This is a genomic window from Chromobacterium sp. CCUG 76385 (assembly GCF_059916625.1).
In genome coordinates this window covers 1-24,247 of the sequence record NZ_JAUCGU010000010.1, presented here as the reverse complement: position 1 = coordinate 24,247, position 24,247 = coordinate 1, and the positions used below count along the sequence as shown (strand labels likewise).

The following is a 24,247-nucleotide window of genomic DNA, read 5'->3' as shown; positions in this document are numbered from 1 at the left end:
TCCGCGACAGGACCCCCCGTCCTCAAGGCCTGGTCCGCCGCAATTTGGTTTTAAATAAGCGTTTTATATTAAACCAGAAATGCAAAAACCCTCCGGGCGGAGGGTTTGGCGGACGCGGGGCGGGCTTATGCCAGCCGTGCGCGGTGGCGTGCGATCTGCGCTCTTACCTGGGTCGGCGCGGTGCCGCCGACGTGGTCGCGCTGCGCCAAACTGCCTTCCGGCGTCAATACGGTATAGACATCTTCGGCGATCAGCGCACTGAAGCCCTGCAGCACCGGCAGCGCCAGCTCGGACAGATCGACGCCCTGCTGTTCGGCATGGCGCACCGCCAGCGCCACCACTTCGTGGCTGTCGCGGAAAGGCAGGCCTTTTTTCACCAGGTAGTCGGCCAGGTCGGTGGCGGTGGCGTAACCCTGCAGCACGGCGGCGCGCATCGCCTCCGGCTTCACCGTCACGCCGCGCATCATGTCGGCGTAGATGCGCAGCGTGGTCTGCAGCGTGTCCACGGTGTCGAACAAGGGTTCCTTGTCTTCCTGATTGTCCTTGTTGTAAGCCAAGGGCTGCGCCTTCATCAGCGTGATCAGCGCGATCAGGTGGCCCACCACGCGGCCGGATTTGCCGCGCACCAGCTCCGGCACGTCCGGGTTCTTCTTCTGCGGCATGATGGACGAGCCGGTGCAGAAGCGGTCGGCGATGTCGATGAAGCCGACGCGCGGGCTCATCCACAGGATCAGCTCTTCTGACAGTCGCGACAGGTGGAGCATGACCAAGGACGCCGCAGCGGTGAATTCGATGGCGAAGTCGCGGTCGGACACCGCGTCCAGCGAGTTGTGGCAAACGTCGTCGAAGCCCAGCAGGCCAGCGGTGTAGTGGCGGTCTATCGGGTAGGTGGTGCCGGCCAATGCCGCCGCGCCCAAGGGCAGGCGATTGACCCGCTTGCGACAGTCCTGCATCCGCTCGGCGTCGCGCGCCAGCATCTCCACGTAAGCCAGCAGATGATGGCCGAAGGTCACCGGCTGCGCCACCTGCAGGTGGGTGAAGCCTGGCATCACGGTGGCGGCGTGCTGCTCGGCCAGATCCAGCAGGCTCTGCTGCAGCTCCGCCAGCAGGCCGGCGGTGGCGTCGATCTCGCCGCGCAGCCACAGCCGGATGTCGGTGGCCACCTGGTCGTTGCGGCTGCGGCCGGTGTGCAGGCGCTTGCCGGCGTCGCCGATGCGGTCGGTCAGCCGGCGCTCGATGTTCATGTGCACGTCTTCCAGATCGACGCTCCATTCCAGCTGGCCGGCGCGGATTTCGGCGCGGATTTCGGCCATGCCTCGTCGGATCGCTTCCAGGTCGGCGTCGCTGAGCACGCCGGATCGGTTCAGCATCGCGGCGTGGGCGAGCGAGCCTTCGATGTCGACTTCGGCCAGGCGGTAGTCGAAGCCGATGGAGGCGGTGTAGTGCTTGACGAGTTCGGAAACCGGCTCGGAAAAGCGGCCGGACCAGGCGTGTTGGTCTTGCATGGCGTTGCGTCCCACTGGTGATCGTGCAAAGACCCTACTATGCCAGCCGCCACCGCGCGCGGCCAGTGCGGATTTTGCCTAGGGGCTGTTGACGTTTGGTGAGTGGATCGCGTTTGAGCTACGCCAAACCCGCAGGGCCGGGCGCCTTTCGCGCCGACTCTTCGTTGTTCCGCGCTGGCAGAGAATGACTATGCGGCGCGCGAAACGCCTCGATTCGTCGCAAAACGCATCCCGGCGCGACCGCCCACCAAACGTCAACAGCCCCTAGCGAGTCCGCGCTTGTCCCACCGCCAGCAGGCGGGAGATGGTGCCGTCGGCCAGCATGGCGCGCAGCGTGTGTTCAAATTCGGCTTTTTCCGGCTGCAATGGAGAATGGCGCGCCAGGGCCAGACGGTTGGGATGGGGATTATCCAGCGTCAGCCGCGCGCGCTGCACCCGGCCGGCGAATTCCTCGTTGGACGCCAGCAGCGCGCTTTGCTGCTCATTGTCTATCAGCACATCGATGCGGCCTGCCACCAGCTTGCGGAAGCTCGATTCCACCGTCGGCCCGGCATCGCGGCGGATGCGGCTATCGGCGTCGAATTGCGGCTGGTACTGCACGCCCTCCACCACGCCCACCGTCAAGGGCAGTAGGTCGGCGTAATGGCTGATGTCGCGGCTGTCGCCGCTGCGCTGATACAACGCCAGCCGGTTGTCGTTGGCGAACGGCGGATCCAGGAAATCCAGATAGCGCGCCCGTTGCGGCGTGTTCTGCACGCCTATCATCAGGTCAGCCTTGCCATTCTGCATGGCCGCCAGACAGCGCGACAACGGGCAAGGCAGGAAACGCAGCGAGAGATGCATGCGCCGCGCCAGCTCGCGCACGATATCGGTGTACGGACCGGTCGGCTGGCCTTGGCTGTCGAATGTTTTCCAGGGCGCAAACGCGTTGTAGGCGAAAACCAGCGTTTGCGGGGCAGCCGGCGCGGCTGCCAGCGCCGAGGCGGGCAGAACGAACAGCAACAGGGCGGTCAGTTTCTTCACGGTGGTTTTGCTTGGAAATGTTTTCAGCAATCCTATCTGTTAATCATCAGCAGTACCGACTTTGTCAGCGCATACCGCATCGCCATGTTGTAAAAATGTCGCGTGCTATTGAAATGCTGCGACAGGAAAGATTTTTGTAAGGAATTGATATTTATAAAATTTAAAAAAAGTGTCAGTATGTAAACAAATTGTTTAAGGAGGAGCTTTCCTCCTGTCCATGGAGATGATGCATGTATCGCAAAGCAAAAATATTGTTGCTAACTTCCTTGCTGGCCGGTCAGGCCATGGCGGCGCAATTCGTGGTGTCGGAAAGCCGGGTGTTTCCTCAGGCTCCGGCAGTAGGCAAGCCCTCTCCAGGACTGGTGACGATCAATTTGCTGAACATCGGTGCGGCCGGCAACCTGCTGTCGCCGGTGCTGGGCGGCAACAATCCTGGCGACTTCTCCGTGGCGGCAAACAGCTGCGCCAATATCGCAGTGAACGGTTCCTGCCAGATCAGTTTCAGCTTCACGCCGTCAGCGCCAGGTGGCCGTAGCGCCACTGTGTTGTTGGGCTCCACTCTTATTACCTTGTATGGCAGTGGCAATAGCGGTATCGGCAATGGCGTGTCGCGTAATGGCGCTTGTGCCGTTGGCGCCGCCAGCGGCTGCGCCGCCTTCCCCGGCGGTTCGCTGCAAGTGACTGCCAGCGGCAGCATTGCCGTGGCGGCCAATGTCTGTAAGAGCAGTGGCAAGTGGTATTTTGAAATGACCCCGACGCAGCTGTCCGGCAACGCCTCCTCCCGCGCGCTGCTGGCGGGCTGGGCCGCCACCCCGGCGGGACCGCAGTTGACCGGCAACGGTATCACCGGCAGCGGAACCTACGCGGTGGAGAATGACCAGGTCTGGGGCATAGGCGCCACCCGCAATGGCGAAACGCTCATCAACAAGACCGCCATCGCCAAGCTGGCTCCCATCGGCTACGCCTTCGACGCCGACGCCGACGCCGACGCCGGCACGCTGAGCGTGTACAACGGCGGCAAGTCAGCGTATGCGGTGATCTACACCGGCATGGCGCGCGGCAACTACTGCCCGGTGGCCTTGGCTACCGGCGCGCTGAACAACAACACCTCGTCCGGCGCGTTCAACTTCGGCGGCAGCACCTTCGCCTATCCGGTGCCGACTGGTTACCACGCAGGTGTGTGGTAAGCCGTTAGCAGCTTTTCACGCAAAAAGCCCGCGCCAAGGCGCGGGCTTTTGTTTGGCTGTCGCACAAGATCAGTGCTGCAGGATCTTGGACAGGAAATGGCGCGCGCGCTCGCTGCGGGCGTCCAGATTGCCGAAGAACTCTTCCTTGGCGCAGTCTTCGACGATGCGGCCCTGGTCCATGAAGATCACGCGATCGGCCACGCGGCGGGCGAAGCCCATCTCGTGCGTCACGCACATCATGGTCATGCCCTCGTGCGCCAGGCCGGTCATCACGTCCAGCACCTCGTTGATCATTTCCGGGTCCAGCGCGGAGGTCGGCTCGTCGAACAGCATGGCGATCGGGTCCATGGCCAGCGCGCGGGCGATGGCCACCCGCTGCTGCTGGCCGCCGGACAGCTGGCCGGGGTGCTTGTCGGCTTGCTCTTTCAGGCCGACGCGGTCCAGCAGCTTCAAGCCCTTGTCCACCGCCTCGTCGCGGCTGCGGCCCAGCACCTTGATCTGGGCGATGGCCAGGTTTTCGGTAATGGTGAGGTGCGGGAACAGTTCGAAGTGCTGGAACACCATGCCGACGCGGCTACGCAGCTTGGGCAGGTCGGTTTTCGGATCGCCCACCGAGATGCCGTCGACGATGATCTCACCCTGCTGGAACGCCTCCAGCCCGTTGACGCACTTGATCAGGGTGGACTTGCCGGAGCCGGACGGCCCGCACACCACCACCACCTCGCCCTTGGCGACCTCGGTGGTGCAGTCGGTCAGCACCTGGAAGTCGCCATACCATTTGCTGACCTTGTTCAGCGAAATCATTGCAGTCATACAGCCAACCTTTGTTGCAGGCGCTTCACCAAACGCGAAGCGCTAAAACTGATTACGAAGTAGACCACGCCGGCGAATATCAGGAATTCGTGCGGCAGGCCGACGATGTCGCCCTTGGAGCGGGCGGTATTCAGAAAATCCATCAGTCCGACAGCGTATACCAGAGACGTGTCCTGGAATAGGATGATGGACTGCTGCAAGAGCAGCGGCAGCATCTTGCGCAGCGCCTGCGGCAGCACGATCAGCCCCATCACCTGGTGGTAGCGCATGCCCAGCGCGTAGGCGGCATTGGGCTGGCCCTTCGGTATCGCCTGGATGCCGGCGCGGACGATCTCGGCGAAATACGCCGCCTCGAACATCACGAAGGCGGTGAGGCAGGAGGTGAAGGCGCCCACCGGCTCCAGGCTGCCGGTAATCCGGTTCAGCAGCAGCGGCACCGCCAGGTAGAACCAGGAGATCACCAGCAACAGCGGAATGGAGCGGAAATAGTAGATGTAGGCCGTGGCCAGCGCCGACAGCGGCTTGAAGTCGGACAAGCGCGCCAGCGCCAGCACGATGCCGAGCAGCACGCCGCCGATCACGCCGCCGGCTAGCATCTTCAGCGTCAGCAGCATGCCTTGGCTCAGGCCGGGCAAAGCGGGGATGATTTGGCTGAAATCCATCATTTGCCTCCCATCATGCCGGGCACCCTGAGCTTTTTCTCCAGCCCGTTCATCAGCAGCATCAGGCTCATATTGAGCACGAAGTAGATGACGGTGGCCAGGGTGAAAGCCTCGAAGATATTCGCGGAATACTCGGCGGTCTGCCGGGTTTGCGCCAGCAACTCCATCAACCCGATCAGCGACGCCACCGACGAGTTCTTGATGATGTTCAGAAACTCGCTGGTCAAGGGCGGGATGATGACGCGCAGCGCCTGCGGCAGCAGCACGTGGCGGTAGGTTTGCGCCTGCGAGAAGCCCATCGCCATCGCCGCGTTGCGCTGGCCGCGCGGCAGCGCCTCGATGCCGGTGCGCACCTGCTCCGCCACGCGGGCGGCGGTGAACAGGCCCAGGCAGACGACCACCGACAGGAACTGCGAAGTCGTCGGCGACAAGTCCTGCTTGAACCAGATCTGCGCGCCCTCCGGCAGCAGGTCCGGCACCAGGAAGTACCAGATGAACAGCTGCACCAGCAGCGGCACATTGCGGAACAAATCGATATAAGCGGCGGCGAGCGCGGCCGGCCAACGCGTGGGCAGCGTGCGCGCCACGCCGACCACCGTGCCGATGGCGAGCGCGATGATCCAGCCGCTCAGCGCCACCGCCAGCGTCCAGTACAGTCCGCTGGCAAACCAATTCAGATAGATTTCGCTACCGACGCCGGTAGGTTTGAAGAAGATTCCCCAGTCCCAGTGATAATTCATGGCAACCACTCCCAGCCGCGCGGTCGGCAGATGGCGCGGCGATTGATGCCCCTGCCGGCCCAAGACGGCCGCGCAGGGTGAAACCGCCGCCTGCTTGGGCAGGCGGCTTGGCGTTCAAAGCTTCAGGGCGAAGGCCGCAGGCGCGGCCGGGCCGGCTTACTCGGCAGGCTTGTCGGTTGGTTTGGCCAGCAGCGCCTTCAGCTCGTCGGACATCGGGAAGTTGAGGTTCAGGCCCTTGGGCGGCACCGGGCTGGTGAACCACTTGGCGTAGATCTTGTTGATCTCGCCGGACTTGAAGGTATTGGTCAGCGCGGTATCCACCACCTTCTTGAAGGCCGGGTCGTCCTTGCGCAGCATGCAGCCGTAGATTTCATACGACTGCGACTTGCCGGTCACGGTCCAGTTGGCCGGGTTCTTGGCCTTGGCCATTTCGCCGTACAACAGCGCGTCGTCCATCATGAAGGCGACGGCGCGGCCGGATTCCAGCATCAGGAACGATTCGCCGTGGTCCTTGGCGGAAATGACGTTCATGCCCAGGTTCTTGCTGGCGTTCATTGCCTTGATCAGCCGCTCGGACGTGGTGCCGGCGGTGGTGACCACGTTTTTGCCCTTCAGGTCCGGGAAGTCCTTGATGCCGGAGGTCTTCGCCGTCAGCAGGCGGGTGCCGATCTCGAAGATGCCGACCGAGAACGCCACCTGCTTGCCGCGTTCGGCGTTATTGGTGGTGGAGCCGCACTCCAGGTCCACCGTGCCGTTCTGCACCAGCGGGATGCGGGTCTGCGAGGTGACCAGGTTGTAGCGCACCTGCAGATTCGGCATCTTCAGTTCTTTCTTGACCTCGTCCACCACTTTATTGGCGAGGTCCACCGAATAGCCGATCGGCTTCTGGTTGTTGTCGTAGTACGAGAACGGGATGGACGAATCGCGGTTGCCCAGCACGATCACGCCGGATTCCTTGATCTTCTTCAGCGTGCCGGTCAGCTCGGCCGCGCCTGCAGGCAGGGAGGCCAGTGCGGCCAAGGTACATCCGGCGATGACGGAGGTGCGGATATGCATGGAGTTTCTCCTTATAGACTCTCTTTGCGGGGGAGGTTGGCGCCGCGTGGGCGGCGCCTTGATCTTCTTTTTAGCGATTGTCTGACAGTATGCTGATATTTTTTGTTTGTGTCAGGACTGAATGCCTTTGTCAGACAAATGGTTGGCCAGGCGGACATAGTCCTCCACCGGCAGGTTTTCCGGACGCAGGCCCGGATCGATGCCCAGCGCGTCCAGATCGGCCGCATCGACCAGGCCCTTGAGATTGTTGCGCAGCGTTTTGCGGCGCTGGGCAAAGGCCTGGATCACCAGTTTTTCCAGCATCGCCTCATCGCGCGCCACGCCGCAGCGGCCCGGCGCCGGAATCATCCGCACCACGGCGGAATCCACCTTCGGCGGCGGCCAGAACGCCTTCGGCGGCACGAACAGGATGTTTTCCATATAGAAGCGGTACTGCAGCATGACGGACAGCCGGCCGTAATCGGCGGTGGACGGCTCCGCCACCATGCGCTCGATCACTTCCTTCTGCAGCATGAAGTGCATGTCCAGCACGCGGTTGCCGTAGCTGGCCAGGTGGAACAGCAGCGGCGTGGAGATGTTGTACGGCAGGTTGCCGACGATCTTCAGCGGCTGCTGGCTGACCGAAGCGAAATCGAAGGCCAGCGCGTCGCCGGCGTGGATGGTCAGCTTGTCGGCCGGGTGCTCGGCCTTGAGGCGCTCGATGATGTCGCGGTCGATCTCCACCACATGCAGGTGCTTGAGGCGCGCCAGCAGCGGTTTGGTGATGGCGCCCAGGCCGGGGCCGATTTCGATGACGATGTCGTCCGGTTGCGGATTGACCGCGTGGACGATGCCGGCGATGACGCTGGCGTCCTGCAGGAAGTTCTGCCCGAAACGCTTGCGCGGGATGTGAGTGCTCATGAATTTGCCAAATCTTGGAACAGCCGCGATTGTACTCGCGCCGCGGCAAATGTCCCAAGCGATTCAGGCAGTTGGCCTGATTTCCCGCAGAGCCTGCGGAAAGTCATCAGGCGCCCGCCGGCGCCGGCACCCCTGGTTGGCGCAGGGCCAGAGCGCAGCCGGCGGACAGCAGCAGCGCCGCGCCGGCCAGCGCCCACTCGCCCGGCACCGGCAAGGCGGCCAGTCCGGCCGACAGCGCGGCGGCGAACAGCATCTGGCTGCAGCCCAACAGCGCGGCGGCGCGGCCGGCGGCATGGCTGAACGGCGCCATCGCCAAGCTGCTGGCCGGCCCCAGAGTGAAGGCGAAGCCCACGCTCAACACCGCCACCGGCCCCATGTAATGCCAGGCTTCGCCGCGGCCGGAAAGCGCCAGCAGCAGCAAGCCGGCCAAGGCCATCAGGCTGAGCCCGCAGTGCAGCAGCGTCTGCAGCGAAAAACGGCCGATCAGCCGCAGGCTGGCGAAGCTGGCGGCCATGATCAACAAGGCATTGGCGCCGAACAGCAGACCGAAGACGGCGGCGTCCATGCCGCCGCGGGCGATCAGCACGCCAGGGGCCAGCGTGACGTAGCTCAGGATCATGCCCAGCGCGGCGCAGCTGCAGGCGCCGTAGCGCAGCAAGTCCGGATGGCGCAGCAAATAGGCGCTGCCGATGCGTTCGGCCCGCGGCGGCGCGGCGGGCCGCGTCTCCGGCATGCGCCAGGCCAGGGCGGCGAAGGCGGCCAAGGCCAGCGCCGCCAGCAGCTGGAAACAGGATGGCCAGCCGTATTGCCGGATCAACAAGCCGCCCAAGGACGGCGCCAGCGCCGGCACGATGCTGAGCGTGCCGTTGAGCAGGCTGTAGCGGCGGGCGGCCGCGTGGCCGGAGTAGCAGTCGCGGATCAGGGTGAAGGCGCATACCGCGCTGGCGCTGGCGCCCAGACCCTGCAGCATGCGCGCTAGCATGAAACCGGGCAAGGTGCCGCTGCGGCTGGCCAGCACGGAGGCGGCGGCATAGACCAGCAGGCCGCCCAGCGCCACAGGGCGGCGGCCGATGCGGTCCGCCAGCGGCCCGAACAGCAGCTGGCCCAGGCCCAGGCTGAACACGAAGGCGCCGATGCTGGCTGAGGCGTCGGCATGGAATTGGTTGTGCAGCTGCGGCAACGCCGGCAGGTAGAGATCAATGCCCAGCGGGTTGAACAGGATCAACAAAATGGCGACGGCAGTGGCCAAATTGGCGTGATGGGCGTTGAGGCGGACGTGCGGCATGGCGCGAAACGGCTGGCGAAAAATAGCCATGATACCAAAACAGTCTATTTATGCTCAATTTGCATAAAATAAATCATTGGTAAGATTGATGGCATGAACTCGCATCGGCCTGCCCCGTGCGGCTTACAAACGTTTACCAATCCGCTCCCTGCGCCAAGTGCTTGAATCCACGGGCGCGTCATGGCGCAAGCACCGGCCTGTCACGGTGGAAAGATGGTTGGCCGCCTGCCGCTCTGGTAACCTAGGCGACAGCCAAAGAACAAACGAGCAGCCTGACATGATCGCCAATGACAATAGAATATACCTCGCTTCCGGCAGCCCGCGCCGGCGCGAGATCCTGGAGCAGCTTGGCTTGAATCTGGAGCGCATCCACGCCGACATCGACGAAACGGTGCGGCCGGGCGAGGATGCCGTCGCCTACACCGAGCGGCTGGCGCGCGAGAAGGCGGAGGCAGGCTGGCAGGTGGTGGCGTCCTGCGGCCTGCCGGAGCGTCCGCTCTTGGCGGCCGACACCACGGTGACCCAGGACGGCGAAATCTTCGGCAAGCCGGAAGACGCCGCCGACGCCCGCCGCATGCTGCTGGCCTTCTCCGGCCGCAGCCACCAGGCGATCACCAGCGTGGCGGTCAGGCGCGGCGACAAGCTGCTCATCCAGACTTCGGTCACCGACGTTTATTTCAAGAAGCTGTCCGACGCTGAAATCCAGCGCTACATCGACGGCGGCGAACCGTTCGACAAGGCCGGCGGCTACGGCATCCAGGGCCGCGCCGGCGTCTTCATCGAGCGCATCGCGGGCAGCTACACCGGCGTGATGGGCCTGCCGGTGTATGAAACCGCCTTGCTGCTGGCCGAGTTCGGCTTCGATCTGCCGTAAGCCAAAGGACGCCATCATGCTGCATCAATCGATAGCCCTGCCGCGCGACCTGCCGCGGCCGCAGGAACAGATACTGGTCAATATCACGCCGCAGGAAACCCGCGTCGCCGTGCTGGAAGAAGGCGTGGTGCAGGAGCTGCACGTCGAGCGCGCCGCCAGCCGCGGCATCGTCGGCAATATCTACCTGGGCCAGGTGAAGCGCGTGCTGCCGGGCATGCAGAGCGCCTTCATCGAGATCGGCCTGGAACGCGCCGCCTTTCTGCACATCGCCGACGTGCTGGAGCAGCGCCAGCACCCGACCGAGCCGCAGCGCATCGAGAAGATGCTGTTCGAGGGCCAGACCGTGCTGGTGCAGGTGATCAAGGACCCGATCGGCACCAAGGGCGCGCGGCTGTCGACGCAGATCTCGCTGGCCGGCCGCTTCCTGGTGCACCTGCCGCAGGAAGAACACATCGGCGTGTCGCAAAAGATAGAAAGCGACAGCGAGCGCCACAGCCTGAAAGCGCGGCTGGAGAAGCTGCTGCCGGCCGGCAGCCCCAGAGGCTACATCATCCGCACCAGCGCCGAAACCGCGCGCGACGACGAGCTGGCCGCCGACGTGGAGTACCTGTCCAAGCTGTGGACCGACATCAAGCAGAAGTCGCAGACGCTGCCGGCGCAAAGCCTGTTGTACGACGACTTGCCGCTGGCGGTGCGCGTGCTGCGCGACATGGTCAGCGGCTACACCGAAAAAGTGCTGGTCGACTCCAACGAGAACTACAGCCGCATGGTGGAGTTCGCCGAGCAATACGTGCAGATCGCCGTCGACAAGATCGAGCGCTACGCCGGCGAGCGGCCGCTGTTCGAGCTGCACGGCATCGAGGCCGAGATCGACAAGGCCCTGGCGCGCCGCGTCAACCTGAAGTTCGGCGGCTATCTGATCATCGACCAGACCGAGGCGATGACGACGATAGACGTCAACACCGGCGGCTTCGTCGGCAACCGCAACTTCGACGAAACCATCTTCAAGACCAATCTGGAAGCCACCCAGGTCATCGCCCGCCAGCTGCGGCTGCGCAATCTGGGCGGCATCGTCATTGTCGATTTCATCGACATGGACAACGACGAGCACCAGGCCGCAGTGCTGTCCGAACTGGCCAAGGCCATGGCGCGCGACCGCACCCGGGTGACGCTGAACGGCTTCACCAGCCTGGGGCTGGTGGAAATCACCCGCAAGCGCACCCGCGAAAGCCTGGCCCATGTGTTGTGCGAACCCTGCCCCACCTGCCAGGGCCGCGGCGAGATCAAGACCGCGCAGACGGTGTGCTACGAGATCCAGCGCGAGATCGTGCGCGAGGCGCGGCAGTACGACGCCAAGAGCTACCGCATCCTGGCGGCGCAGTCGGTGATCGACATGTTCCTGGACGAGGAGTCGCAGAGCCTGGCCATGCTGGTGGATTTCATCGGCAAGCCGGTGTCGCTGTCGGTGGAATCGAGCTACACGCAGGAGCAGTTCGACGTGGTCTTGCTGTGACGTAGGGCGGAAGCCCGGCTGCGCCGGGCGTTCCGCCGGTTCCGCTGCGCGGAACGGTCATCCAAGAACGGGCAATCGCTACCGCGCGCTTGCCCGTTTTGCTTGGCGCGGCGGCTAGCCGCGGGCGCATTGTGGGTAAAAGGTGATTTCGTGGCTTGGTGTGGATAAGTTTCCGACGCGCTGAGTCAGCCGCTTCGCGCTAGCCCACGCGCTTACCAGGGACGCTGCGATGCCGGGCACAGCGGCGCCACCGCTTGATTGCTGCCGGTGTCGACGAAGCCATCGCTGACCCACAGGCCGGCCGAGGTCTGGTTCCAGATGTCGGTTCTGCCCCAGACGCCGTCCACCGGCTCGGCGCGGACATGGCAAACCAGCGCCACGCTTTCGCCGCGCTTGGCCTTGCCGCCGATTGGCGCGCCGAGGCTGGGCGAGGTGCGCAAGTTGACATGGCTGTTTCCGGCTTTGGGCGTGGCCACGCCGCTGAAGCCGCCTGGCTGCGGAGACGGCGGCGCGGGTTCCGCGCCGTCATGGTAATGCACCAGCCGGCCGCCTACGTTCACCCGGTTGCCATCGCGTTGCGCATAGCCCTGATAGGCGAGGTTGCCGGCAAAGAACTGCCAGCCGCCCAGACGCTTGCGGTTGACTGGCTCGGCCCGCCCCTGATGAATCAGCGAAAAATGGACATGCGGCCCGGTGGTGCTGCCGCCGCAGGGCAGGCCGTTGCCTATGGTCCCCAGATACGCGCCCTTGTCCAGCCGTTGGCCGTCTGGCGAGGAAGTCAGATTGATCATGTGGTAGTAGGTAGTGGAATAGCCATTGTCATGCACCAGCTTCACCAGCGCGCTGCCGTTGCGCACGCAGCTTTTGTAGATCACCCCGGCTTGCGGCGCCAGCACCTTGCCGTCGCCGCCGGCAAAGTCGATGGAGTCATAGGGCTGGCTTTCGCCGCTATAACCATGCGGCCCGCCGGTCATGCTCCAGGCCGCGCCCGCGCGCCAGGGCAAACCCAGGCCGGTGTTTTCCGGCGCCAGCCGTTTGGATTGGGCCAGCTGGCTGCGCCAGGCGCGCTTTTCCGCCTCGTTCAGCCAGCCGGCTGGCGCTTGCTCCAGCAACTCGGCGAAACGCGGATCGTCATCCAGCGCCAGCTGCCAGCCTTCCGCTTGGCGCCGGGCCAGAAACAGGCGCGACACCGGCACCCGGTCTTCTCCGGTCATTTGCGCGGGCAGCGGCTGGGTGGCGGAGCCGAGCACCCAGACTTGGTCCGGCGTTGTGCGATTGGTTTCAACCAGCGTGTCCATTTGGGAGCCGCTGGCCAGCGGCTGTGTCCGCAGCAGCGCCCGGCTGGCGGCCAGGCGCAGGCTGTCATCCTGCGTGGCTTGGGCCGCCATGGCGGCGCCGGCGGCAAGCAGGGAGGTCAGGGAGACAATGGAAATGAACGCTTTCATGGCGAGCTCCTCATCGTTATGAGCGTGGGGTGCAAGGCCGGATGGCCGTTTGCGACCATAGCCGCGAAATCTGAACAGGGCAGCTGGCCTTACGTACGACGGAATCGCTGGAACTTTGGCGAAGATGGCCGTTGGGCGTGGGCGCGGCAAACGTCAACGGCCCTCTCCCGGCAAACCCGCTACACTCAAAATGACAGTCTCGCGACGGTTATGCGACAGGAGGGGAAAGCCATGGACGCGCTCAGCCGTGAAAACCTGCTGTGCCTGATGCAGGATGTGGAGGAGGAGGACCCGATAGACTACGCCGACCTGCCGTTTGACGAGCAAAACCTGCGCGAGCTGATTGTCGATTCGCTGCTGGAGCGGGAGCTGGTCTTCCGCGCCGAAGAGCCGGACGAGGCCAAGCGCATGCTGGTGTATCTGGCCGCCACCGCCCGGCTGACGCTGGAAAACATGGTGCTGCACGCCCGCTTGCTGCGCGCCGGGCTGGAGGACGGTTAAGGCCGCTCGCCGCGGTTTTCGGCGAGCGGCCCTGGTCTTGAGGGCAGCGGATGGCGCCCCTTGCCCATCCGTCAAGCTGCCGGCTGAATCCCTGTTTACGGATGACTGTGTTTTGACAGCTTGTCGCCTTGAGCGGAACACACTGTTAAACGGCCGAAAATAAACATTTGGCATGGCGGGTGGTATGCTGTTCATCCCACTTCTTCCATCAGGATGACCCCATGCTCCGCCTGCTCGGCCGCGCCAACTCCATCAATGTCCGCAAGGTGCTGTGGACCTGTCATGAAATCGGCCTCGACTACCAACGCGAGGATTGGGGGCGCGGTTTCCGGCCGGTCAGCGATCCTGAGTTTCTGGCGCTGAATCCCTTCGCGCAAATCCCGGCGCTGGTCGACGGCGACACCGCGCTGTCGGAATCCAACACCATCTGCCGCTACCTGGCCGCCAAACATGGCCGCCATGATCTATTGCCGCAGGAAGCCGCCCTGCGCGCCCAAGTCGAAAAATGGATGGATTGGCAGCTCAGCGAGCTGAACGGCAGCTGGATGTATGCCTTCCACGCGCTGAGCCGCAACAGTCCGGATCACCAGGACCCGGCGCGCATCGCCGAAAGCGTGGCCGTGTGGAACAAGCAGATGGCGCTGCTGGAGTCGCAGCTCGGCGAACGCTGGATTCTGGGCGAGACCTTCACCCTGGCCGACATCGTGCTGGGCGTGTCGGTTCAGCGCTGGCTGTTGACGCCGTTCGACAAGCCGGCGCTGCCGAAGGCCGAGGCTTATTTCGAGCGCTTGCGCCAGCGGCCGGCCTACCGCGCCCACGGCGGCGCGGGCGTGGCCTGAGCGCGGTCCCTTTTCGGTTTGCGAGCCTGCTGCGAACAAGCCGCCCCACCTTGGAGAACGAGATGCATGACGCACAATGGACTGTCCTCGATGACTACTACAGCGCTACGCTGGTGCAGCAGGACGCCGCGCTGGATGCGGCGCTGGCCGACAGCGCGGCCGCCGGCTTGCCGGCCATCCAGGTGCCGCCGAATCAGGGCAAGTTTCTGAACTTGCTGGCGCGCATCCATGGCGCGAGGCGGATTCTGGAGATCGGCACCCTGGGCGGCTACAGCGCCATCTGGCTGGCGCGCGCCTTGCCGGCGGACGGCAGGCTGGTGACGCTGGAGTTTGAGCCGCGCCATGTCGAGATCGCCGCCGCCAACCTCAAACGCGCCGGCGTGGCGGACAAGGTGGACATTCTGCAGGGCGCGGCGGCGGATTCGCTACAGCGGCTGATCGCGCAAGGCGCGGCGCCGTTTGATTTCATCTTCATCGACGCCGACAAGCCGAACAATCCGGTCTATCTGGAGCTGGCGCTGCAACTGTCGCGCCCCGGCACGGTTATCGTCGGCGACAACGTCGCGCGCGGCGGCGCGGTGGCGGATGCGACCAGCGCGGACCCGGCCATCCAGGGCATACGCCGCTTCATCGAGCTGATGGGCGCCAACCCTCGCCTGTCCGCCACCGCGGTGCAGACCGTGGGCGCCAAGGGGCATGACGGTTTCGCGCTGGCCATCGTCGAACGCTGATCAGGCAAGCAAAACGGGCAGCGGCTCACGCCAGCTGCCCGTTCTCTTATGCCCGCTCGCTTATCACTGGGCGGCCGGTTGCGGCTGGCCGAACACGTCCTTCCAGCTGGTGTAGGCGGTGACGAAGGCGATGGGGCACCACAACAGCAGGCCCAGGCCCAGCGTCAGCATGGCCGGAATCAGCAGCAGGCCCAGCACCAGGCCGGCCACCAGCATCGGCAGCCAGTTGGCCAGGCCGGCGCGGAGGCTGGCCAGAATGGCCTGCCACGGCGAGACATTTGCCAGCGCCACCAGCGACGGGGCGAACCAGTAGCTGAGGCTGACCACGAACATCACCAGCGACATCGCCAGCAGTAACAGCGCGACGAAGCCGCCGGTTGCCGCCGGCTTGGCATCGATGGCCAGATGGCCGCTCGCCATGCCGCTCATCATCCCGGTGGACACGCCGGCCATGCCGACGATCAGCATCGCCGCCGCCATCAGCGCGAAGAATATCGCGCCCACCTGCAGCAGCGGGCCGGGCATCAGGCGGAAGCCGGCGAACAGGTCGGCCAGCTCCAGCTCCTCGCCGCGTTCGGACTTGCGCGCGGCCATCACGAAAGCGCCGGCGAACACCGGGCCGATGACGGCGCCGATCAGGCCGCCGATGAACGGCACCAGATTGATCGCAAAATGGATCATCAAGTAGACCAGGGTCAGCAGCACCCAGGTCAGGGGCTGCTCGCGCACGATGTAAAACGCTTCCACGCACCAGCGCCAGCCGCGGCCGGCGCCCACTTTGCGGGCTGGGGGCGGGGTGTTGAATGACTGCATATTCGGTCTCCGTTGCGGCGCATGCTGCGCCGGATTTGGGGGAAAGAAGGCTAGACCATGCCGTCTGTACATGGTTCTGCTTGATTCTACTCAATTTGTGTGTGGGATGGCTGGTTGCCGGAAAGTGCCAAAATCGGCGATAATCCGGCGGTTTTGCGACGGTAGACCCATGTCGCCAGCAGCATCGAGCGGATGGAAGAACCGTCGTTCCGGTTCCCAATAGTCTTGAGGTTTTACCGAAATGGTTACCCGCACCGAGCTTGCCAACGCCATCCGCTTCCTGGCCATGGACGCCGTGGAAAAAGCCAAATCCGGCCATCCGGGCGCCCCGATGGGCATGGCAGACATCGCCGAAGTCCTGTGGCGCGATCACCTGAAGCACAATCCGGCCAACCCGTCCTGGGCCGACCGCGACCGCTTCGTACTCTCCAACGGCCACGGCTCGATGCTGATCTACAGCTTGCTGCACCTGACCGGCTACGACCTTTCCATCGACGACCTCAAGAATTTCCGCCAACTGCACTCCAAGACGCCGGGCCACCCGGAGTACGGTTACGCGCCGGGCATCGAAACCACCACCGGCCCGCTGGGCCAGGGCATTACCAACGCCGTTGGCATGGCGATGGCCGAGAAGATGCTGGCCGCTCAGTTCAACCGCGACGGCCACGCCATCGTCGATCATCACACCTATGTGTTCATGGGCGATGGCTGCCTGATGGAAGGCATCAGCCACGAGGCCTGCTCGCTGGCCGGCACCTGGGGCCTGAACAAGCTGATCGCCTTCTGGGACGACAACGGCATCTCCATCGACGGCCATGTCGAAGGCTGGTTCAGCGACGATACCCCGGCCCGCTTCGAAGCCTACGGCTGGCAAGTGATCCGCAACGTCAACGGCCACGATCCGGTCGAGATCGCCACCGCCATCGCCACCGCCAAGCAGAGCGCCGACAAGCCGACGCTGATCTGCTGCAAGACCACCATCGGTTTCGGCGCGCCCACCAAGCAGGGCAGCCACGACTGCCACGGCTCGCCGCTGGGCGCGGCCGAAATCGCCGCCGCGCGCGAAGGCCTGAAGTGGCCGCACGCGCCGTTCGAGATTCCGGCCGAGATCTATGCCGAGTGGAGCGCCCGCGACAAGGGCGCCGTGGCCGAGATCGAATGGAACAAGCGCTTCGACGCTTACCGCGCCGCGCATCCGGAGCTGGCCGCCGAGTTCGAGCGCCGCATGAAGGGCGAGCTGCCGCAAGGCTGGGTGGAGGCTCAGGCCGCCGCCATCGCCAAGATCAACGACGCCGCCCAGACCGTGGCTACCCGCAAGGCCAGCCAGATCGCGCTGGAAGCGCTGTCGCCGCTGCTGCCGGAGTTCGTCGGCGGCTCCGCAGACCTGACCGGCTCCAACCTGACCAACTGGTCCGGCTCCAAGTGGATCAACCGCGAAGGCCAGGGCAACTACATCAGCTACGGCGTGCGCGAATTCGGCATGGCCGCCATCATGAACGGCATGACACTGCACGGCGGCCTGCGCCCCTACGGCGGCACCTTCCTGATGTTCAGCGAATACGCCCGCAACGCGCTGCGCATGGCCTCGCTGATGAAGATCAATCCGATCTTCGTGTTCACCCACGATTCGATCGGTCTGGGCGAAGACGGCCCGACCCACCAGCCGGTGGAACAGACCGCCACCCTGCGCTACATCCCCAACCACCACACCTGGCGTCCGTGCGACACCGTGGAGGCCGCGGTGGCCTGGGCGCACGCCATCGAGCAGAAGACCACTCCGAGCAGCCTGGTGCTGAGCCGGCAGAACCTGCCGTTCGTGTCCCGCGACGCGGCGCAGATCGCCGCCATCCGCAAGGGCGGCTACGTGCTGCGCGACGCGGCGGGCGCCAAGGCCGTGCTGATCGCCACCGGCTCCGAAGTGGAACTGGCGCTGAAGGCGCAGGAAACCCTGGCCGCCGAAGGCGTGCCGGTGCGCGTGGTGTCCATGCCTTGCACCAATGTGTTCGACGCGCAGGACAAGGCCTGGCAGCAGAGCGTGCTGCCGGCGGGCCTGCCGCGCGTGGCCATCGAAGCCGGCCATGGCGATTTCTGGCGCAAGTATGTCGGCCTGGAGGGCGAAGTGGTGGGCATCGACCACTTCGGCGAATCCGCCCCGGCCGGCCAGCTGTTCAAGGAATTCGGCTTCACCGTGGAGAATGTGGTCGCCAAGACCCGCTCCGTGTTGCGTTAAGCAGTCGACAGACCACCGCGGCGACGCGGTGGTCTTTTTTTGCCGCGTCATGTAGTCGTCGCACTACAAAAAAGCATCTGGAGAAGAGAGAAGCATGACCATCCGCCTCGCCATCAACGGTTACGGCCGCATTGGCCGCCAAGTTTTGCGCGCCATCTACGAAAACAAGTTGCACGACGATTTCAAGGTGGTGGCCGTCAACGCTTCCGGCGACCTTGCCATCAATGCCCACCTGACCCAATTCGACACCGTGCACGGCCGCTTCCCCGGCACGGTGGAGCAGGATGGCGAACACCTGATCCTGAATGGCGACAAGATCCCGTTCTTCAGCACGCGCAACCCGGCCGAGCTGCCGTGGCGCGAGCTGGAGGTGGACCTGGTGCTGGAGTGCACCGGCGCCTTCACCAGCAAGGAAAAGTGCCAGGCCCATTTGCACGCCGGCGCCAAGAAGGTGCTGATTTCCGCCCCGGGCGGCGACGACGTCGACGCCACCATCGTCTATGGCGTGAACCATGAGGTGCTGACGCCGGAGATGACCGTGGTGTCCAACGCCAGCTGCACCACCAACTGCCTGGCCCCGGTGGCCAAGGCGCTGAACGACGCGCTGGGCATCAAGAAGGGCCTGATGACCACCATCCACGCCTTCACCAACGATCAGGTGCTGACCGACGTCAAGCACAAGGACCTGCGCCGCGCCCGCTCCGCCACCGACAATATGATCCCCACCAAGACCGGCGCGGCCAAGGCCGTCGGCCTGGTGCTGCCGGAGCTGAAAGGCAAGCTGGACGGCTTCGCCGTGCGCGTGCCTACCATCAATGTGTCGCTGGTGGACCTGACCTTCACCGCCATGCGCGATACCTGCAAAGACGAAGTCAACGAGATCCTGCAAGGCGCGGCCAACGGCGCGATGAAGGGCATTCTGGGCTTCAACACCCTGCCGCTGGTGTCCGGCGATTTCAACCACACCGAAGAAGCGTCCACCTTCGACGCCACGCTGACCAAGGTGACCGGCGGCAATCTGGTCAAAGTGCTGGCCTGGTACGACAACGAGTGGGGCTTCAGCTGCCAGATGCTGCGCACCGCGCGCGCGATGTTCGCCTGCTGATCCAGCCGTAGGGCGGATGCCCCGCTAGGGGCGATCCGCCATCTTGTTGCGGGGCCAGTTTGCTCCGATGGAAAGATGGCGCGGCGGAACGCCCGGCCAGGCCGGGCTTCCGCCCTACCAAAACAGCGGTGCGCATGCCAAACGCACTGTTGTTTTGTTACATGGCGCGCGCAAGAAATTTGATTGGTGTTAAAGTGACGCCGCTGAATCGGCATACACTGCCGGATAGGGGCGAGCGCCGGGCGCGCCAGATCCATCCGCTCGCGGCCTTGCGCCGCGGTGGGAAATTTTGCAACAGCGCGCCGGCGCATGCCCGCGGTTTCGCCTTATCCCGTTCCGCAAGCCACTGGCTGCTTGCCGGATCGTCCCGCATCCAAACCTGAGTGAGTGAAGCGATGAAATTCAACAAACTCTCCGAGCAGAATCTTTCCGGCAAGCGCGTACTGATCCGCGTCGACATGAACGTTCCGCTGAAAAACGGCGTGATCGGCGAAGACACCCGCATCCGCGCCAGCCTGCCCACCATCGAGCACTGCCTGAAGGCCGGCGCCGGCGTGATGCTGATGACCCACCTGGGCCGCCCCACCGAAGGCGAACCGAAGCCGGAAGACAGCCTGGCGCCGGTGGTGGCCCGCCTGTCCGAGCTGCTGGGCAAGCCGGTGCGTTTGATCGCCGACTTCCACGCCGGCGTCGCACTCGCCCCGGGCGAAGTGGTGATGCTGGAAAACGTGCGCCTGAACAAGGGCGAGAAGAAGAACAACGAAGAACTGGGCCGCGCCTACGCCGCCCTGTGCGATGTGTTCGTGCATGACGCCTTCGGCACCGCGCACCGCGCCGAGGCCTCCACCCACGCCGTGGCCAAGTTCGCCCCGGTGGCCTGCGCCGGCCTGCTGCTGTCGGCCGAGCTGGACGCGTTGGGCAAGGCGCTGCAGGCGCCGGCCCGTCCGATGGTGGCCATCGTCGCCGGCTCCAAGGTATCGACCAAGCTGACCATCCTGGAAGCGCTGGCCGACAAGGTGGACCAGCTGATCGTCGGCGGCGGCATCGCCAACACTTTCCTGCTGGCTGAGGGCAAGGCCATAGGCAAGAGCCTGGCCGAAGCCGAGCTGGTGGAAGACGCCAAGCGCGTGATCGCCAAGATCCGCGCCCGCGGCGGCGACGTCCCGCTGCCGTCCGACGTGGTATGCGCCAAGGAATTCGCCGAAACCGCCGCCGCCGTCACCAAGCCGGTGGGCGAGGTGACCGCCGACGACATGATCCTGGACATCGGCCCCGATTCCGCCAAACAGCTGGCCGCCATCATCGCCCAGGCCGGCACCGTGGTGTGGAACGGCCCGGTCGGCGTGTTCGAGTTCGACCAGTTCGGCAATGGCACCAAGACCCTGGCTGAGGCCATCGCTAAGTCCAAGGCGTTCTCCATCGCCGGCGGCGGCGACACCCTGGCGGCGATCGCCAAGTACGGCATCACCGACGACATCAGCTATATCTCCACCGGCGGCGGCGCCTTCCTGGAATTCCTGGAAGGCAAGGAACTGCCGGCGGTGGCGATTCTGGCCGAGCGCGCCCACTAAACGGGAGACGCCAGGGCGGCTTTTGCCGCCATGGCGCTTGCGGATGACGATATGTTGGCAAAGACAGGATGTGAGATGAGCCGCCGCCTGACCCGGCCGCTCCGTTATACTGGCGGGTATCCCCCCACCAGGAGAACGTGATGTCTTTGCAAACCTGGCTGTTGTTCGTCACTACCGTCTTTTTCGTCTCCGCCACCCCCGGCCCCAATATGCTGCTGGCGATGACGCACGGCATCCATTACGGCGTGCGCCGCACGCTGATGACTTGCCTGGGCCTGATGACGGCACTGGGCCTGATCATGGCCGGCTCGGTGGCCGGCCTGGGCGCGCTGCTGGCCACCTCGGAGCTGCTGTTCTCCATCGTCAAGTACGCCGGCGCGCTGTATCTGGTGTATCTGGGGATCAAGACTTGGCGCAGCCTCCCGCAACCGGTGGCCGAGCTGCGCGAGGACGACAGCGGCAAGCATGGCCCGTGGGCCTTGTTCCGCCATGGCTTCCTGGTGGCGATGAGCAACCCCAAGGCCTTCATTTTCTTTACCGCGCTGTTCCCGCAGTTCATGAACGCGCATCAGCCGCAGGGGCCGCAGCTGGCCATCCTGGCGGCGACGTTTTACCTGATCGAGTCCTGCTGGCAGCTGACTTACGCCAGCAGCGGCGCCCGGCTGGCGCGCTGGTTGAACAGCGCGAGCCGGCTGCGGATGGTCAACCGCTTCAGCGGCGGCGCCTTCGTCGGCGCCGGCGTGCTGCTGACCGGCTTGTCCAGACAGTAACCATCACGGCTGCCGATTCGTCATCGCCAGCCGTTTTTTTCGAACTGGCCCCGCGAGCTGCGGGGCTCACGAGGGAGAGATTCATGGCACTCGTTTCCATGCGCCAGCTGCTGGATCACGCGGCTGAATTCAGCTACGGCCTGCCGGCCTTCAACGTCAACAACCTGGAGCAGATGCGCGCCATCATGGAGGCCGCCGACAAGGTGAACGCCCCGGTGATCGTGCAGGCTTCCGCCGGCGCCCGCAAATACGCCGGCGCGCCCTTCCTGCGCCACATGATCCTGGCCGCGGTGGAAGAATTCCCGCACATCCCGGTGGTGATGCACCAGGACCACGGCGTGAGCCCGGACGTCTGTCAGCGTTCCATCCAGCTGGGCTTCTCCTCGGTGATGATGGACGGCTCGCTGAAGTCCGACGGCAAGACCCCGGCCGATTATGACTACAACGTCGGCGTGACCCGCACCGTGGTCAGCTTCGCCCACGCCTGCGGCGTGTCGGTGGAAGGCGAAATCGGCTGCCTGGGCAGCCTGGAAACCGGCATGGCCGGCGAGGAAGACGGCGTCGGCGCCGCTGGCGTGCTGGATCACAGCCAACTGCTGACCGATCCGGAAGAAGCCGCCCGCTTCGTCAAGGACACCGGCGTGGACGCCCTGGCCATCGCCATCGGCACCAGCCACGGTGCCTACAAGTTCACCAAGAAGCCCACCGGCGACGTGCTGCGCATCGACCGCATCAAGGAAATCCACGCCCGCATCCCCAACACCCACCTGGTGATGCACGGCTCCTCCAGCGTGCCGCAGGAATGGCTGCAGATCATCAACCAGTATGGCGGCGACCTGGGCGAGACCTACGGCGTGCCGGTTGAGGAAATCGTCGAAGGCATCAAGCACGGCGTGCGCAAGGTCAACATCGACACCGACCTGCGTCTGGCCTCCACCGGCGCCATCCGCCAGTTCATGGCCAAGAACCCGGCCGAATTCGACCCGCGCAAATACCTGGCCAAGACCATCGAAGCGATGCGCGATGTCTGCATCGCCCGCTACGAGGCGTTTGGCGCGGCCGGCATGGCCAGCAAGATCAAGCCGATCAGCCTGGACGCGATGGCCGACAAGTACCTGAAAGGCGAGCTGGCGCAAATCGTGCGCTGAGTCCTGTGACAGAATGCGACAGCTGTTTGTAAGAACAGTGTAAAAGCTCTTGTCACCTGAAGTGATGATCTGCGATAATTCATTTGTCATTTCAGGAAAAGGGATTGTATGCAGCCCAGTCCGCAATGCGACTGTCCTGCCATACGGCTTACCCGACCCGCCCGCGAGGCGGGTTTTTTTTTCCAAAGGACCGCAAGATGCGCATCAGGCTTCCACAATGGCAAGCGGCGACGGGCGGTTGACGAAGCGATAGCCGCCACGGCCATCGGCATTTTGAAACTGTTGCGCGAAAGACTAAGTTGATAGCGGAAAGGGCGCCATCCCGCCGCCGCGGGAGGCCCGATGCGTCGATGGCCGCCGATGACGGTAGCCGCATCGGCGCGCGCGGCGGCTGATTCCCTGTCCCATCCGCGTTTGTCCGACAGCGTGCCGTTGACCGACCAGGCCATGTGGCATCATGCCTTGATCGGCGTCCTTTTCCGTAGCCCGTGCTTTGCTTACACTGCTGCCATCATCAAAACGGTCCGCAACGGCCGGTAGGAGGCGCAATGAAACTGAACTTGCTGTATTTCTCCCGTCTGCGCGAGACGCTGGGCGTGGAGTCCGAACAACTGGATAGCGAAGCGGCCACCGTGGCGGAGCTATTGGCGCAATTGCGTCAGCGCGGCCAGGTCTGGACGCAGGAGCTGTCGATGGACAAGGTATTCCGCGTGGCGGTGAATCAGGAGATGGCCGGCCTGGACACGCCGTTGGCCGATGGCGACGAAGTGGCGGTGTTTCCGCCGGTCACCGGGGGCTGAGATGGCGGTCAACCACATCCGGGTGCAGGGCGAGGATTTCGACGTCGGCGTCGAGGTCCGGCGCTGGTCGGCCAATCCGGCTTGCGGCGCGGTGGTCAGCTTCTCCGGCCTGGTGCGCGATCATGGCGACCGCCAGGACGTGGTGGCGCTGGAACTGGAACATTATCCGGGAATGACGGAAAAAGCCCTGGCCGATATCGTGCGCGAGGCGCGCCAGCGCTGGTCCTTGAAAGGAGTGACCTTGATTCATCGCGTCGGCCGGCTGGCGTTGGGCGACAATATCGTGTTGGTGGTGACGGCCAGCAGCCACAGGCGCGACGCCTTTGAGGCCGCGTCGTTTCTGATGGATTACCTGAAACGGCAGGCGCCGTTCTGGAAGTGCGAAATCCTGGCCGATGGCAGTCGCCATTGGGTGGACGCCAAGACCAGCGACGAAACCGCCGCCGCGCGCTGGGATCAGGCGGCTGGCCCTGATGAAGCTCGCGTGACGAACGCCGGCCGCGGCCAGCCATCCAGCCGGTAATGGCGGGCGCCGCCGGGTCGCAGGACGGAGGCGAATAAGTTGACTTCGCGCAAAGGCATGACCAGCGGCGGTAGGACCTGTTGCGGCAGCGGCCGCGCCAGATGGCGCAGCAGGGTCAGGTGCGGCCGGTATGGCATAGGGGCTGTTGACGTTTGGTGAGCGGTCGCGCCGGGATGCGTTTTGCGCCGAATCGAGGCGTTTCGCGCGCCGCAT

At 64.5% G+C, this 24,247-nt stretch carries 24 protein-coding genes; 13 read left to right on the top strand and 11 right to left on the bottom strand.

Features of this window, described 5'->3' with window-relative positions; translation table 11 throughout:
- Positions 1–125: 125 nt before the first annotated feature.
- Both argH and QUG01_RS08835 read right to left on the bottom strand, forming a co-directional pair.
- Positions 126–1,505: an argininosuccinate lyase gene (gene argH, locus QUG01_RS08840; protein WP_500829802.1), complete on the bottom strand. Its 1,380-nt coding sequence runs from the start codon at positions 1,503–1,505 to the stop codon at positions 126–128.
- Positions 1,506–1,769: 264 nt separating this feature from the next.
- A complete protein-coding gene (locus QUG01_RS08835; protein WP_500829801.1) occupies positions 1,770–2,528 on the bottom strand; it encodes a substrate-binding periplasmic protein in 759 nt (252 codons plus the stop codon).
- Between the two features lie 230 nt (positions 2,529–2,758).
- On the opposite strand from QUG01_RS08835, the gene QUG01_RS08830 reads away from it, so the two are divergent.
- Positions 2,759–3,715 carry a hypothetical protein gene (locus QUG01_RS08830; RefSeq protein ID WP_500829800.1) on the top strand — a complete coding sequence of 319 codons (957 nt, stop codon included), beginning with the start codon at positions 2,759–2,761 and terminating at the stop codon, positions 3,713–3,715.
- Positions 3,716–3,784: 69 nt separating this feature from the next.
- Here QUG01_RS08830 and QUG01_RS08825 read toward each other — a convergent pair whose 3' ends face one another.
- The 6 genes from QUG01_RS08825 to QUG01_RS08800 all read right to left on the bottom strand — a co-directional run bounded on the left by QUG01_RS08825 (position 3,785) and on the right by QUG01_RS08800 (position 9,201).
- Entirely contained in the window at positions 3,785–4,519 is a 735-nt protein-coding gene (locus QUG01_RS08825; protein ID WP_500829893.1) for an amino acid ABC transporter ATP-binding protein, read from the bottom strand.
- Between the two features lie 5 nt (positions 4,520–4,524).
- Entirely contained in the window at positions 4,525–5,190 is a 666-nt protein-coding gene (locus QUG01_RS08820) for an amino acid ABC transporter permease (RefSeq protein WP_500829799.1), read from the bottom strand.
- The gene (locus QUG01_RS08815) at positions 5,190–5,930 is read right to left on the bottom strand and encodes an amino acid ABC transporter permease (RefSeq protein ID WP_500829798.1); all 741 of its coding nucleotides are present in this window, start codon (positions 5,928–5,930) and stop codon (positions 5,190–5,192) included. Before QUG01_RS08815 ends, QUG01_RS08820 begins: the two co-directional genes overlap by 1 nt.
- A gap of 156 nt (positions 5,931–6,086) precedes the next feature.
- The gene (locus tag QUG01_RS08810) at positions 6,087–6,986 is read right to left on the bottom strand and encodes a glutamate/aspartate ABC transporter substrate-binding protein (protein ID WP_103317167.1); all 900 of its coding nucleotides are present in this window, start codon (positions 6,984–6,986) and stop codon (positions 6,087–6,089) included.
- 111 nt (positions 6,987–7,097) lie between these two features.
- Positions 7,098–7,886 carry a 16S rRNA (adenine(1518)-N(6)/adenine(1519)-N(6))-dimethyltransferase RsmA gene (gene rsmA / locus QUG01_RS08805; RefSeq protein WP_500829797.1) on the bottom strand — a complete coding sequence of 263 codons (789 nt, stop codon included), beginning with the start codon at positions 7,884–7,886 and terminating at the stop codon, positions 7,098–7,100.
- Between the two features lie 106 nt (positions 7,887–7,992).
- Entirely contained in the window at positions 7,993–9,201 is a 1,209-nt protein-coding gene (locus tag QUG01_RS08800; RefSeq protein ID WP_500829796.1) for a multidrug effflux MFS transporter, read from the bottom strand.
- 247 nt (positions 9,202–9,448) lie between these two features.
- Between QUG01_RS08800 and QUG01_RS08795 the strand changes: the two genes are divergently transcribed.
- Positions 9,449–10,045 (top strand): Maf family protein, encoded by a 597-nt coding sequence (locus tag QUG01_RS08795; protein ID WP_500829795.1) that lies wholly within the window; start codon positions 9,449–9,451, stop codon positions 10,043–10,045.
- A gap of 16 nt (positions 10,046–10,061) precedes the next feature.
- Positions 10,062–11,558, top strand: a complete 1,497-nt coding sequence (gene rng / locus QUG01_RS08790) for a ribonuclease G (protein WP_500829794.1) — start codon at positions 10,062–10,064, stop codon at positions 11,556–11,558.
- 212 nt (positions 11,559–11,770) lie between these two features.
- Here rng and QUG01_RS08785 read toward each other — a convergent pair whose 3' ends face one another.
- The gene (locus tag QUG01_RS08785) at positions 11,771–13,003 is read right to left on the bottom strand and encodes a M23 family metallopeptidase (protein ID WP_500829793.1); all 1,233 of its coding nucleotides are present in this window, start codon (positions 13,001–13,003) and stop codon (positions 11,771–11,773) included.
- 231 nt (positions 13,004–13,234) lie between these two features.
- On the opposite strand from QUG01_RS08785, the gene QUG01_RS08780 reads away from it, so the two are divergent.
- The 3 genes from QUG01_RS08780 (at position 13,235) to QUG01_RS08770 (ending at position 15,074) form a co-directional block, all read left to right on the top strand.
- The gene (locus QUG01_RS08780) at positions 13,235–13,504 is read left to right on the top strand and encodes a hypothetical protein (RefSeq protein WP_500829792.1); all 270 of its coding nucleotides are present in this window, start codon (positions 13,235–13,237) and stop codon (positions 13,502–13,504) included.
- A 221-nt stretch (positions 13,505–13,725) separates the two neighbouring features.
- Positions 13,726–14,343, top strand: coding sequence for a glutathione S-transferase family protein (locus QUG01_RS08775; RefSeq protein WP_500829791.1), 618 nt, complete (start codon positions 13,726–13,728; stop codon positions 14,341–14,343).
- A 62-nt stretch (positions 14,344–14,405) separates the two neighbouring features.
- Positions 14,406–15,074: an O-methyltransferase gene (locus QUG01_RS08770; protein ID WP_500829790.1), complete on the top strand. Its 669-nt coding sequence runs from the start codon at positions 14,406–14,408 to the stop codon at positions 15,072–15,074.
- A 63-nt stretch (positions 15,075–15,137) separates the two neighbouring features.
- On the opposite strand, the gene QUG01_RS08765 is transcribed toward QUG01_RS08770, so the two are convergent.
- Positions 15,138–15,887 carry a BPSS1780 family membrane protein gene (locus QUG01_RS08765; RefSeq protein ID WP_500829789.1) on the bottom strand — a complete coding sequence of 250 codons (750 nt, stop codon included), beginning with the start codon at positions 15,885–15,887 and terminating at the stop codon, positions 15,138–15,140.
- A gap of 241 nt (positions 15,888–16,128) precedes the next feature.
- Here QUG01_RS08765 and tkt point away from each other — a divergent pair, with 241 nt between their 5' ends.
- The 5 genes from tkt (at position 16,129) to fba (ending at position 22,711) form a co-directional block, all read left to right on the top strand.
- Entirely contained in the window at positions 16,129–18,117 is a 1,989-nt protein-coding gene (gene tkt / locus QUG01_RS08760) for a transketolase (RefSeq protein ID WP_500829788.1), read from the top strand.
- A 94-nt stretch (positions 18,118–18,211) separates the two neighbouring features.
- A complete protein-coding gene (gene gap / locus QUG01_RS08755; RefSeq protein ID WP_500829787.1) occupies positions 18,212–19,222 on the top strand; it encodes a type I glyceraldehyde-3-phosphate dehydrogenase in 1,011 nt (336 codons plus the stop codon).
- Between the two features lie 395 nt (positions 19,223–19,617).
- Positions 19,618–20,793, top strand: coding sequence for a phosphoglycerate kinase (locus QUG01_RS08750; RefSeq protein WP_500829786.1), 1,176 nt, complete (start codon positions 19,618–19,620; stop codon positions 20,791–20,793).
- Between the two features lie 140 nt (positions 20,794–20,933).
- A complete protein-coding gene (locus QUG01_RS08745) occupies positions 20,934–21,563 on the top strand; it encodes a LysE family translocator (protein WP_307913652.1) in 630 nt (209 codons plus the stop codon).
- Positions 21,564–21,646: 83 nt separating this feature from the next.
- Positions 21,647–22,711, top strand: coding sequence for a class II fructose-bisphosphate aldolase (gene fba / locus QUG01_RS08740; RefSeq protein WP_043627725.1), 1,065 nt, complete (start codon positions 21,647–21,649; stop codon positions 22,709–22,711).
- A gap of 86 nt (positions 22,712–22,797) precedes the next feature.
- Here fba and QUG01_RS08735 read toward each other — a convergent pair whose 3' ends face one another.
- A complete protein-coding gene (locus QUG01_RS08735) occupies positions 22,798–23,160 on the bottom strand; it encodes a hypothetical protein (RefSeq protein WP_500829785.1) in 363 nt (120 codons plus the stop codon).
- Positions 23,161–23,259: 99 nt separating this feature from the next.
- Here QUG01_RS08735 and moaD point away from each other — a divergent pair, with 99 nt between their 5' ends.
- Both moaD and moaE read left to right on the top strand, forming a co-directional pair.
- A complete protein-coding gene (moaD, locus tag QUG01_RS08730; protein WP_440029586.1) occupies positions 23,260–23,511 on the top strand; it encodes a molybdopterin converting factor subunit 1 in 252 nt (83 codons plus the stop codon).
- A gap of 1 nt (position 23,512) precedes the next feature.
- Positions 23,513–24,034 carry a molybdopterin synthase catalytic subunit MoaE gene (moaE, locus tag QUG01_RS08725; protein ID WP_500829784.1) on the top strand — a complete coding sequence of 174 codons (522 nt, stop codon included), beginning with the start codon at positions 23,513–23,515 and terminating at the stop codon, positions 24,032–24,034.
- Positions 24,035–24,247 lie beyond the last annotated feature (213 nt).